The sequence below is a fragment of the Rhizobium sp. CF142 genome (assembly GCF_000281145.1).
GTDB lineage: Bacteria > Pseudomonadota > Alphaproteobacteria > Rhizobiales > Rhizobiaceae > Rhizobium.
Genome location: NZ_AJWE01000142.1, coordinates 15,462 through 27,529 on the forward strand (window position 1 = coordinate 15,462; position 12,068 = coordinate 27,529).

Below are 12,068 nucleotides of genomic sequence, written 5' to 3' on the forward strand. Positions count from 1 at the left end.
CGAACGCGCCTTAGTGTGGCGCCCGAAGAACATTTTCGGGGCCAGACCATGGCGATCAGTGAGCAGGAGACGGGCAAGGTGCGTGCGTCCCTCCGTTTATCCAGACTTCGCGCCCTGGCCCGCTCGCGTGATGGCTCTGCCGCGATCGAATTCGCATTGCTGGCCATTCCGTATTTCATCATCATATTCGCCATCCTGGAAACCTTCATCGCCTTTGCGGCGGAACAACTCGTCTCGAGCGCCGTCGATACGATGAGCCGTCAGATGCGGACAGGGCAGATCACATTCGATTCCACCCGTACGACCTACAAGACACAGACACAGTTCCGGCAGGCCTTCTGCGACGAGATCTCGATCATCATCCGCTGCTCGGCGACGGAGGCGGCGACACCCAGCAAGCTCTATCTGGATGTGCGGAGCTTCACGAACTTTGCGTCCATTCCGACGACGATCCCGAGAGTGTCTGCGGATAAATATTCCGATCTCAAGACTTCGGATTTCAAGTTCACGCCCGGCGGCCCCGGCTCGATCAACATGGTGCGCGCATACTACCGCTGGTCCATCACCGTCGATCTCGTCCGTCCTTATGTCACCGGCCTTCGCCCAGTCGGCAGTTCCATGCCGAGCGAATATCTTGTTGTCGCGACGGCAGCTTTCCAGAACGAGCAATATCCATAATGGCGCGCCGCGGACTAATGATGTGGCTGGCTTTGACGGCGCGGCGCTTTGTACGCGACCGGGAGGGCGTGGGCGCCATCGAGTTTGCAATCATCTTCCCGGTTCTGATCATGCTGTATCTCGGCGCATTCGAGATCACGCTCGGGCTCAACATCAGCAAGCGCACGACACGTGCCGCCGGCTCGATCGCCGATATCATTACCCAGCAGCAGAGCGTCACCAAAAGCTCGCTCACAGATATCGCCAAAGCCGCCCCGGCGATCTTCGCGCCTTATGAAAGTTCCGGTCTCTCATTGAAGGTCACGGCAATCCAGATCGACGGCAGCGCCAATCCCACGGTTCTTTGGTCCTGGGCCCCGAGCGGTACAGCACCCTATGCCAAGAACAGCGCGGTTTCCGATGTGCCGACGGAAATGAAGAAGGCAAACAGCTTCCTCATCCGCACCGAGCTCAGCACGCCCTATACGCTGCTCGTCTTTGCTCCGAGCTTCTTGCCGGCGGAGACGCGCACCATAACGATCAGCCGGAGCTATTTCTATCGCCAGCGGCAAAACGACAATATTCCCTGTGGCGATTGCTGAAGTGTATCGCGATCCTTCGGATCCGCCTGCCAAACTTTAAGTTCCACACCGCAAATTTGCCAAGCGGTTCCCGTCATTATATGGCTGTGCGCTACTGCATAATTCCTTAAATCGGAATCGATTTAAGGAATTATGCAGCAATTTAAAGTGCTACAGCGTCCTTTGCGCGTCCGAAAAGACGCGCGGCGCTGTAGTCGGATCGTTCCAGCTATACGCTGACGACAGCAGAAAATGCGGGTGAAAAATGGCGCGTGCCTTTCTCTTCGTTCTGGATTCCTTCGGTGTCGGCGGAGCACCGGACGCGGCAGCCTATGGCGATGAAGGCGCCGACACGCTCGGCCATATCGCCGAATTCTGTGCGGCAGGTGCTGCCGACCGAGCCGGCCTGCGTTCAGGCCCCCTCACACTCCCGAACCTGTCGGCGCTCGGGCTCATGCATATTGCGCGGGCGGCCTCCGGCCAGTTTCCGGCCGGCATGCCGCTGCCGGACAAGATCTACGGCCTCTATGGCGCTGCCAACGAAACCTCGCGCGGCAAGGACACGCCATCAGGTCACTGGGAAATCGCCGGGACGCCTGTTACCTTCGACTGGGGCTATTTTCCTGATAAGGGCGACGCCTTTCCGCAGGAACTGATCGACGCGCTCTGCCGCGCTGCCGATGTGCCCGGCATTCTCGGCAATTGCCATGCCTCGGGAACCGAGATCATCGCCCGTTACGGCGAAGAGCATATGCGCAGCGGCAAACCGATCTGCTACACCTCCTCGGATTCCGTGTTCCAGGTGGCAGCGCACGAGGTCTATTTCGGCCTCGACCGCCTGCTCAACTTCTGCCAGATCGCCCGCAGCCTTCTCGATCCCTACAATATCGGCCGCGTCATCGCGCGCCCCTTCATTGGCCAGAGTGCTGCGACCTTCCAGAGAACGGGCAACCGCCGAGACTTCTCGGTGCCGCCGCCAGAACCGACGCTGCTCGACCGGCTCGTCCAGCATGGCCGTAATGTGCACGCCGTCGGCAAGATCGGTGATATCTTCGCCCATCATGGCGTTTCACGGGTCATCAAGGCTAATGGTAACGATGCCTTGATGGATGCTTCTCTTGCTGCAATCGACGAGGCGGAGGATGGCGATCTCGTCTTCACCAATTTCGTCGATTTCGACATGCTGTATGGCCATCGCCGCGACGTGCCGGGTTATGCGGCGGCTCTCGAAGCCTTCGACGAGCGCCTCACTGAAGTTCACCGGAAGCTGCGGGCCGGCGACCTCGTGGTCCTGACCGCCGATCACGGCTGCGACCCGACCTGGCGCGGCACCGACCATACGCGTGAGCGCGTGCCTGTTATCGCCTACGGTCCCGGCATCAGATCGCGCTCGATCGGCGTGCGCCGGACCTATGCCGATATTGGCGAGAGTGTTGCGCGGCATCTCGGTATTCCCTCGGGACCGCATGGGAGGAGTTTTCTGTGACATCGCATTTGAGGAAGGTCGAGCTGCACTGCCATCTGGAGGGTGCGGCTCCCCCTGAACTGACCGAGGCTCAGGCGCGCAAATACGGCATCGACATCAGCGCCCATCTGCAAGGCGGCGCCTATGTCTGGCACGATTTCGCGAGCTTTCTGGAATGTTACGACAAGGTTTCCGAGGTCTATAAGACCGAGGAAGACTATGCGCTGCTGACCGAAACCTATCTGGAAGAACTTGCCGGCATCGGCACGATCTACAGCGAGCTCATCGTTTCGCCCGACCACGGCAAGCGCATCGGCCTCGGTGCGGACGCCTATATATCCGGTGTTTGCGAAGGCATCCGCCGGGCGAAGGCAAAAAGCGGCATCGAGGCGCGGCTGATCGTGACGGGTGAACGGCATTTCGGTCCGGAAAGCGTGATCGGCGCTGCGGAATATGCGGCCAAGGCCAATAATCCGCTGATAACAGGCTTCAACCTTGCCGGCGAGGAGCGGATGGGTCGCGTCGCCGACTATGCGCGCGCCTTCGACATCGCCCGCGATGCAGGGCTCGGCCTTACCATCCATGCCGGTGAAGTTTGCGGCGCCTTCAGCGTTTCGGACGCATTGGACGAGGTGCGCCCTTCGCGTATCGGCCACGGTGTGCGGGCAATCGAGGATGCCGAGCTCGTCAGGCGGCTTGCAGACCTCGGCACGGTACTGGAGGTCTGCCCCGGCTCGAATATCGCGCTCAAGGTTTTCCCGGATTTCGTCTCGCACCCGCTACGTCAATTGCGGGATGCCGGCGTGAATGTAACGATCAGCTCCGATGATCCACCCTTCTTCCACACATCGCTCAAGCGGGAATACGAGCTTGCCTCGGAAACCTTCGGCTTCAGCGACGCCGAAATCAATGCGATGACGCGCACTGCCATCGAGGCTGCCTTCGTCGACAAAGAGACACGCAAGGCGTTGCTTGCCCGCCTTTGAGGGGGGCACGATTGTTAATGCTCCAGGCAAATTCGCCTCCGCTCTTGCAGAGGAGACGATTTCCATGAAAGAAACAGCCGATAAGAACAAAGAATTGGAAGGTTTCCCTATGGACGGCGTCACAGTCATCGATCACCCGCTCGTGCAGCACAAACTCACCATCATGCGGCGCAAGGAAACCTCGACAGGCAGCTTCCGCCGGCTGTTGCGCGAAATCTCGACACTGCTGTGTTATGAGGTCACCCGCGATCTGGAACTGACGATGGAGACGATCGAAACGCCGATCCAGCAGATGCAGTCGCCGATCCTCGAAGGCAAAAAGCTGGTCTTCGCCTCCATCCTGCGCGCTGGCAACGGGCTGTTGGAAGGCATGCTCGATCTCGTGCCTTCGGCCCGCGTTTCCCATATCGGCGTCTATCGCGACCATGAAACGCTGCAGCCGGTCGAATATTACTTCAAGGCGCCTGAGGATGTCGCCGAGCGCCTGATCATCGTCGTCGACCCGATGCTTGCGACCGGCAACTCCTCGATTGCTGCCATCGACAAGCTGAAGGAGCGTGGAGCGCACAATATCCGCTTCCTCTGCCTGCTGGCCGCCCCTGAAGGCATCAAGAACTTCCGTAGCGCCCACCCCGACGTTCCGGTCTTCACGGCGGCGATCGACAGCCATCTGAACGAGAAGGGCTATATCGTGCCCGGTCTCGGCGATGCCGGCGACCGGATGTACGGTACCAAATAGTTTCAGCTTCCTTTACCAATTCGAAAGCTCCCAAGGCCCGGACGGTTCGCTCCGGGTCTTTTTATGTCGCCGTTAGCAACTTTTCAGCACTTATGGCTTAGCTGCTTGAAGCGTGAGGTCCCGCATGAGGCGGGGTTTATACAGGAAGGATTTCTGTTTCATGCTCATGCGTACCGTCATATTTGCCAGCATCGCGGCTGCGCTGGCGACACAGGTGCCTTCCCTGCTCACCCGCACGACGCAGCCCGGCAATACAATCTCCGCAAATTTCGTCTCGACCGAGGATAGCGCGCCCGATGCACCGGCCGTGATCGCCAATGGGGGCATGATCCGCCTGCAGGCCGATGCGCAGGGCCACTATACCGGCAATTTCAGGATCAACGGCAAGCCCGTACAGGGGCTGATCGATACCGGCGCCACCTATGTCGCACTCAACGAAAGCCTCGCCCGCAGGCTCGGCTTTACCGGCAACCAGCTCGATTTCCGCTATGCGGTCAATACCGCCAACGGCCAGACCAAGGCAGCGCATGTGATGCTCGACCGCGTGGAAATCGGCGGCATTCGCGTTCGCAGCGTCGAAGCCTTCGTGCTGAAAGACGAGGCGCTTGGTGGCACGCTTGTTGGCATGAGCTTCCTGCAGAAGCTTGCCTCCTATTCCGTCGCCGACGGCTCCCTCAGCCTCAAGCAGTAAATCCCATCAGATACGGCCAGCGATGACAGCCGGAAGCTCCGGCTTTTCGTCTGCGATGCGATAGTTTGCGGCAAGTGCGACGACGGCCCTTTCGGCCGAGGCCTCGTCCGCGGCGTGAACGACAGCGATCGGATCGCCCTCATTCACATGCATTCCAAGCGGCAGCAGGCCGGTGAAGCCGACGCTATGGTCGATCCTGTCAGCCGGATGGCGTCGCCCGCCGCCAAGGTCGATCACGCTCACGCCCACATCGCGGGCGTCGCAGGCGGCGAGCCAGCCGGCGCGCGACGCGGGAACAGGCCGCTCGATCGGCGCCTTGCGCAGATAGGCGTCCGGCCTTTCCAGAAGATCGGCCGGGCCGCCGAGCATATGCACCATGCGCGCGAAGATTTCGGCGGCCCTGCCGGAGGAAAGTGCTTCCTGTGCCCTGCCCTCCGCCTCGAACAGCGAGCCGGCAACGCCCGACTGCACGAGCATCTCGGCTGCAAAGGCAAGCACCACGGTTTCAAGGCGGGTACCAGTCTTTCGGCCCGCCAGGAAATCGAGGCAGTTGCGCACTTCCACGGCATTGCCGGCGCTATCGGCAAGCGGCTGGTTCATGTCCGTGATCAGCGCAGATGTCTTCACGCCCGCGCCATTTGCGACTTCGACCAGCGAATGCGCCAGCACGATTGCCTGCTCCGGATCGGCCATGAAGGCGCCATTGCCTGTCTTGACGTCGAGCACCAATGTCTGAAGGCCGGCGGCAAGTTTCTTCGACAGGATCGAGGCTGTTATCAACGGGATGGAATCGACGGTCGCCGTCACATCGCGCACGGCGTAGAGCCTGCCATCGGCCGGCGCCAAAGCACCCGTCGGACCGATGATGGCGCAGCCGACCTCTTTCACCACTTTTCGGAAGAGAGTGGCATCCGGATTGATCGTATAGCCTGGAATGGATTCGAGCTTGTCCAGCGTTCCCCCGGTATGACCGAGGCCGCGGCCTGATATCATCGGCACGGCCAGATCGCAGGCGGCAGCGATCGGGGCGAGCATCAGCGAGACGTTGTCGCCCACTCCCCCGGTCGAATGCTTGTCCGCGACTGGGCGGTCGATGCCCTCCCAGGAGAGCATGTCGCCGGAGCGCGCCATGGCAAGCGTCAGCGCAACGGTTTCGGTGCGCGACATGCCCTTGAACCAGACCGCCATGGCAAAGGCGCCGATCTGGCCTTCCGACAGATTGCCGGCAGCCAGGGCTGCGATGAAGGCGTCGATATCATCGGTCGGCAGTTCGGCGCCGTTGCGCTTCTGGCGGATGATCTCCTGCGGGATCATCTCAATAGCTCGAGGCTGCCGCCGGCTTCGGCTCCGTGCCGCTGAGGACGGAAAGGATATTGTCGAGCAGGCCGGACGCGCCGAAACGGAAGGTGGAGGGCATCGCCCAATCCGGCGTCATGATGGTTTCCGCAAGGCTCAGATAAAGGGCAGCATCCGCAACGGTCGATATGCCGCCGGCCGGCTTGAAGCCCACCTTGCGGCCGCTCTCTCTGATCGCGCGGATCATGATGTCGGCCGCTTCCAAGGTAGCGTTGACCGAGACCTTGCCGGTGGAGGTCTTGATGAAATCGGCGCCGGCTTCGATCGCCAGTTCCGAGGCACGGCGGATGAGGGCGGCATCCTTCAGCTCGCCGGTTTCGTTAATGACCTTCAGCAGGACGGGCGCAACGCATTCGGCGCGCACGGCCGTAACCATATCTGTGACGGCCTTCTCGTTGCCTGCCATCAGCTTGCGATAGGGAATGACGAGATCGATCTCATCGGCGCCGTCGGCGATCGCCTCACGCGTTTCGGCGGCGACATCGGCGATTTCCATGTCGCCGGAGGGGAAGTTGACGACGGTCGCGATGCGGACCGGATGGCCCTTGCCAAGCACGATGCGGGCATGGGCAACGAAACGCGGCCAGATGCAGATTGCCGCACTGTTGCCATAGGGCGTCTGCGCGCGGGCGCAGAGTGTGTCGATCTGCTCCTGCGTGCAATCGTCCTTCAGATTGGTGAGATCGAGAAGGGAAAGGGCGACGGCTGCCGTTTCCCGGCTGGAATGGCTATTCATTTTCGCTTCCTCCGCCGGCATTCAGTGTCCGGCAATCATTTCTTTGAGTATAGCGGCAAGACGGGCACCGCCAACCGGCGCCATATCCTTGGTTTCCTCGTGGCTGAGCTCGTTTCCGGTCATGCCAGCCCCATAGTTGGTGATTACGGAGGCGGCGGCAACCCTCAGGCCCAGCATTCTTGCGATGATGACTTCAGGCACGGTCGACATGCCGACTGCATCGGCACCGAGAATGCGGGCCATGCGGATTTCGGCCGGCGTCTCGAAGCTTGGGCCTGAGAACCACATGTAGACGCCGCTTGCGAGCGGGATATCAAGCGTCTTTGCTGCATCTCGCATGGCAGCCGAAAGCTCGGCGTCATAAGCATTGGTCATGCCGACGAAACGGTGGTCGCTCTCTTGCCCGATCAGCGGGTTCATGCCGGAATAATTGATGTGGTCAGCGATCTGCATGACCGAACCGGGCGGTATGTCCTCTTTCAGCGAACCCGCCGAATTGGTGAGAATCAAGACCTCGACGCCGAGGGCCTGCAGGACCTCGATCGGCAGGCGCATGGCGTTGGCATCGCCCTTTTCATAATAGTGAACACGGCCGGAGAGCATGATGACCGGCACCGAGCCGAGATGACCGGCGACGACCTCTCCGGCATGGCCGGAGACGGCGCTGACCGGAAAACCCGGCAGATCCTTATAGGGAATACGCACGACATCGGTGAGCTCACTGACCAGCGAGCCGAGGCCCGAGCCGAGCACGATGCCGTAGCGCGGTTTGAGCCCGCCGAGCAGAGCCGCGAGCAGATCGATGGTCGCGATCATCCGAGTTCCGTCTCGAAGCTGAAGGGAAGAAGCTCTTCCATGGTCATGGTCTTCTTCACACCGGCTTCATCGCAGAGATAGATCTTAGTATCCTTCGAGGCGAATTCCGAGATCTTCTGCCGGCAGCCGCCGCAGGGCGGGCAGAGCGGCAGTTTTTCGGCGATGACGGCCATTTCGACGATCTTCTTGGCGCCACCCATGATCATGGCGCCGATTGCCGTCGGCTCGGCGCACCAGCCCTGCGGGAAGGAGAGGTTCTCGATATTGGCGCCGGTATAGACTTTGCCATCCTCGGCGCGGATTGCCGCGCCCACCGGAAACTTGGAATAAGGAGCGTGCGCGAATGCCATGGCGCCGCGGGCGGCTTCGAACAGGTCGTGAGACATATCAACGCTCCTTCACATAGGGCACGCCGCCGGCCTTCGGCGGAATTGCAACGCCGATGAAGCCGGCGAGCAGAACACAGGTCAGGATATAGGGCAGAGCCTGGAAAACCTGTACCGGTACTTCGCCGATCAGCGGCACCTGTTTGCCCTGCATGAAATTCGCCAGCGCATCGAGGAAGCCGAACAGCAGGCAGGCGAACATGACAGGCACCGGCCTCCACTTGGCGAAGACGAGTGCCGCGAGCGCGATATAGCCCTTGCCCGCCGACATGTCCTTGATGAAGGCAGCCGATTGGGCGATCGCCAGATAGGTGCCGGCAAAGCCGCAGAGGATGCCGGCGCACATGACGGCGCGGTAGCGCAGCCAGGAGACCGAAATGCCTGCCGTATCGACCGCACCCGGATTTTCACCGACGGCGCGAAGGCGAAGGCCGAAACGCGTGCGGTAGAGGACCCACCAGGAGAAGGGCACGGCCAGGAAGGCAAGGTAGGTGAGGATATTGTTGCCGGAGATCACGCCGGCATAGAGCGGGCCGATGATCGGCACGTCACGGATGGCATCGGCACCGGGGAGTATGATCGGCGCGAAACGGGCGTCGGGTGCCAGTTGCGGTGTGCGGCCGCCCTGCCCGAACCAGGCCTGGCCGAGCACGATGGTGATACCGGCGATGAAGAAGTTGATGGCGACCCCCGAGATGATCTGGTTGCCGCGATTGGTGATCGAGGCAAAGCCATGCACGAGGCTGAGCGCCACCGAGCAGACCACGCCGGCACCGAGGCCTGCCCAGGCCGAGCCGGTGAGATAGGCGATGCAGGCGGCGGCAAAGGCCGAGCCCAGCATCTTGCCTTCGAGACCGATGTCGAAAATGCCGGCGCGCTCGGAAAACAGGCCGGCAAGTGCGGTAAAGATCAGCGGAATGGAGAGCCGGATCGTCGAGCTCAGAACGTTGATGAAAATTTCATAATATTCCATCGTCTGTTCCTCAGGCTCGCTTGAACTGCTGGTAGATGAGCGCCATCGCCGGGCGGAACATATATTCCAGCGCGCCGGCAAACAGGATCACCAGACCCTGGATGACAAGGATCATCTCGCGGGTGATGTTGGGCATTTCGAAAGAGATCCAGTCGCCGCCCTGATAGAGGACGCCAAAGAGGATCGCGGCGAAGATGATGCCGAGCGGATGGTTTCGTCCCATCAGCGATACGGCAATGCCGACGAAGCCTGCGCCACCGACGAACTCCACCTGCAGACGGGCCGACGAGCCCATGACCGGGTTCAGCGCCATCATGCCGGCGAGCGCGCCTGACAGCAGCATGGCGATGATGATGGTGCGCGCATGGGGCGTGCCGGCATAGGCGGCGGCTGTCGGGCTGATGCCCAGCGTGCGCATGTCAAAGCCGAGCTTGCTGCGCCAGACCAGGACCCAGACGAACCAGGCGGCGAATAGCGCGATGATGAAGGAGACGTTGAACGGCGCTGCACCGAGCTTGGCTCCGAACATCGTCATGATCCAGCCGAGCTTCGGAAGCTGTCCGCCTTCGAGGAAGGTGCGGGTTTCCGGTGCCATCTTGCCCGGCACGATCAGCACATGCACCAGCAGATAGACCATGAGGGCGGCGGCGATATAGTTGAACATGATCGTCGTGATGACGATATGGCTGCCGCGCTTGGCCTGCAGGAAGGCGGGAATGAAGGCCCAGGCGGCACCAAAAATGCCTGCGCCGATAACGGCGATCGGCATCGTCACATACCAGGGCACATATCTGTCGAGCGCCAGCGCCACCAGCGCACAGCCGAGGCCGCCAATATAGGCCTGACCTTCCGAGCCGATGTTGAAGAGGCCGGCATGGATGGCAACCGCGACCGAGAGGCCGGTGAAGATGAAGCTCGTTGCATAATAGAGCGTGAAGCCGATACCCTCGCCGCTACCGAAGGCGCCTTCGATGAGCAACGAAAGCGCGGCGAGCGGGCTTTCGCCGATCAGCCAGATGACGAAGCCGGAGATCAGGAAGGCGACGATCAGGTTCAAAAGAGGGATCAGACCGTAATTGATCCATCTCGGTAGTGTTACGGAAGCAGTGCTCATCGAGGCCTCACGCGGCAATGCCGGCCATCATCAGGCCGAGGGTCTGTTCACCGGCATCGGGCGTCTTCTCGCCGACGACATGGCCGGCAAACATGACAAGGATACGGTCTGAAAGGGCGCGGATTTCATCGAGCTCGACGGAGACGAGCAGGATCGCCTTGCCCGCATCGCGCATCTCGATGATCCGGCGATGAATGAATTCGATGGCGCCGATATCGACGCCGCGGGTCGGCTGCCCGATGATCAGCATCTTCGGATCGCGCTCGATCTCGCGGGCGACGACGATCTTCTGCTGGTTGCCGCCGGAAAAATTCGCCGTCTTCAGGCGCGGGTTCGGCGGGCGAATATCGTATTTCTCGATCTTCTCCATCGCATCCTTGCGGATAGCTTCGAGATCGAGCAGCGGGCCGCGGCTGTACTCAGGACGGTGGTGATAGCCGAGCACGGCATTTTCATATTCCTCGAATTTCAGGACCAGGCCCATGTGGTGGCGGTCTTCGGGGATATGGGCGAGGCCAAGCTCGCGCAGGCGGGCCGGATCGGCCTTGTCGATGGTCTGGCCGTCGAGCAGGATTTCGCCTGACGCCGGCTTGCGGATACCTGATATCGCTTCCAGCAGTTCCGACTGGCCATTGCCGGCAACACCGGCAATGCCGACGATCTCGCCGGCGCGGACATCGAAGGAGACGTTGTCGACCATCGTCACGCCCCTGTTGTCCTTGACCGTCAGGTTGCGGACGGACAGCACGACATCGGCAGGCTTTGCCTCGCCCTTCTGGACGCGCAGCAGCACACGGCGGCCGACCATGAGTTCGGCAAGTTCCTCGACCGTGGTCTCGCTCGTCTTGCGGGTGGCGACCATCTCGCCGCGGCGCATGACGGAGACGGTATCGGTGATCGCCATGATCTCGCGCAGCTTGTGGGTGATGAGGACAACGGTCTTGCCCTCGTCGCGCAGCACGCCAAGAATGCGGAACAAGTGATCGGCCTCAGCCGGGGTCAGCACACCCGTCGGCTCATCGAGGATCAGGATCTCGGCGCCGCGATACATGGCTTTGAGGATTTCCACGCGCTGCTGCAAGCCGACCGGGAGCTGCTCGATCAGCGCATCCGGGTTGACCTCCAGGCCGTATTCGGTCTCCAGCCGCTTGAGTTCGGCGCGGGCAGAAGCAACGCCCTTGGCCAGCAGCGCCCCGCCTTCGGCACCGAGCATGATGTTTTCGAGAACAGTGAAATTATCGACCAGCATGAAATGCTGGTGCACCATGCCGATGCCGGCTGCGATGGCCGCCTGGCTGTCCCTGATGGTGATGGGCTGGCCGTTGACGCGGATCTCGCCGCTATCGGCCTGGTAAAAACCGTAGATGATGGACATCAGGGTCGATTTGCCAGCGCCGTTTTCCCCGATAATGCCATGGATCGAGCCCTTGGCGACGGTCAGGTTGATGTCCTTGTTGGCGTGAACGGCGCCGAATTTCTTGTCGATGCCGACAAGTTCGATAGCAGGCTGGTCTGTCACAGCAGGCTCCAAATAAGAAAAGGGCGTATGGCGAAAATCCTTGTCCGCC

General features: G+C 61.0%; 13 protein-coding genes. 6 read left to right on the forward strand and 7 right to left on the reverse strand.

Features of this window, described 5'->3' with window-relative positions:
• Positions 1-48 precede the first annotated feature (48 nt).
• The 6 genes from PMI11_RS35265 to PMI11_RS35290 all read left to right on the forward strand — a co-directional run bounded on the left by PMI11_RS35265 (position 49) and on the right by PMI11_RS35290 (position 5,119).
• Positions 49-678: a TadE/TadG family type IV pilus assembly protein gene (locus PMI11_RS35265; protein ID WP_007827295.1), complete on the forward strand. Its 630-nt coding sequence runs from the start codon at positions 49-51 to the stop codon at positions 676-678.
• Positions 678-1,259 (forward strand): TadE/TadG family type IV pilus assembly protein, encoded by a 582-nt coding sequence (locus PMI11_RS35270; RefSeq protein WP_007827297.1) that lies wholly within the window; start codon positions 678-680, stop codon positions 1,257-1,259. The genes PMI11_RS35265 and PMI11_RS35270 overlap by 1 nt, the downstream gene beginning before the upstream one ends.
• A gap of 244 nt (positions 1,260-1,503) precedes the next feature.
• Positions 1,504-2,724, forward strand: a complete 1,221-nt coding sequence (locus PMI11_RS35275; protein ID WP_007827299.1) for a phosphopentomutase — start codon at positions 1,504-1,506, stop codon at positions 2,722-2,724.
• A complete protein-coding gene (locus PMI11_RS35280; protein WP_007827301.1) occupies positions 2,721-3,689 on the forward strand; it encodes an adenosine deaminase in 969 nt (322 codons plus the stop codon). Before PMI11_RS35275 ends, PMI11_RS35280 begins: the two co-directional genes overlap by 4 nt.
• Before the next feature lie 109 nt (positions 3,690-3,798).
• Positions 3,799-4,428 carry a uracil phosphoribosyltransferase gene (gene upp, locus PMI11_RS35285; protein ID WP_037072717.1) on the forward strand — a complete coding sequence of 210 codons (630 nt, stop codon included), beginning with the start codon at positions 3,799-3,801 and terminating at the stop codon, positions 4,426-4,428.
• 124 nt (positions 4,429-4,552) lie between these two features.
• Positions 4,553-5,119, forward strand: a complete 567-nt coding sequence (locus PMI11_RS35290; RefSeq protein ID WP_007827305.1) for a TIGR02281 family clan AA aspartic protease — start codon at positions 4,553-4,555, stop codon at positions 5,117-5,119.
• 6 nt (positions 5,120-5,125) lie between these two features.
• On the opposite strand, the gene deoA is transcribed toward PMI11_RS35290, so the two are convergent.
• From deoA to PMI11_RS35325, 7 genes are read right to left on the reverse strand one after another with little or no spacing between them, the layout of a single operon-like run.
• Positions 5,126-6,433, reverse strand: coding sequence for a thymidine phosphorylase (gene deoA / locus PMI11_RS35295; RefSeq protein WP_007827307.1), 1,308 nt, complete (start codon positions 6,431-6,433; stop codon positions 5,126-5,128).
• A gap of 1 nt (position 6,434) precedes the next feature.
• Positions 6,435-7,211, reverse strand: a complete 777-nt coding sequence (gene deoC, locus PMI11_RS35300) for a deoxyribose-phosphate aldolase (RefSeq protein WP_007827309.1) — start codon at positions 7,209-7,211, stop codon at positions 6,435-6,437.
• A 21-nt stretch (positions 7,212-7,232) separates the two neighbouring features.
• The gene (locus PMI11_RS35305) at positions 7,233-8,027 is read right to left on the reverse strand and encodes a purine-nucleoside phosphorylase (protein ID WP_007827311.1); all 795 of its coding nucleotides are present in this window, start codon (positions 8,025-8,027) and stop codon (positions 7,233-7,235) included.
• Complete coding sequence (locus PMI11_RS35310; protein ID WP_007827313.1) at positions 8,024-8,413, reverse strand: cytidine deaminase; 390 nt, start codon at positions 8,411-8,413, stop codon at positions 8,024-8,026. The genes PMI11_RS35305 and PMI11_RS35310 overlap by 4 nt, the downstream gene beginning before the upstream one ends.
• 1 nt (position 8,414) lies before the next feature.
• Positions 8,415-9,386 (reverse strand): ABC transporter permease, encoded by a 972-nt coding sequence (locus tag PMI11_RS35315; protein WP_007827315.1) that lies wholly within the window; start codon positions 9,384-9,386, stop codon positions 8,415-8,417.
• A gap of 10 nt (positions 9,387-9,396) precedes the next feature.
• A complete protein-coding gene (locus tag PMI11_RS35320; RefSeq protein WP_007827317.1) occupies positions 9,397-10,500 on the reverse strand; it encodes an ABC transporter permease in 1,104 nt (367 codons plus the stop codon).
• Positions 10,501-10,507: 7 nt separating this feature from the next.
• A complete protein-coding gene (locus tag PMI11_RS35325; RefSeq protein WP_037072719.1) occupies positions 10,508-12,019 on the reverse strand; it encodes an ABC transporter ATP-binding protein in 1,512 nt (503 codons plus the stop codon).
• Positions 12,020-12,068 lie beyond the last annotated feature (49 nt).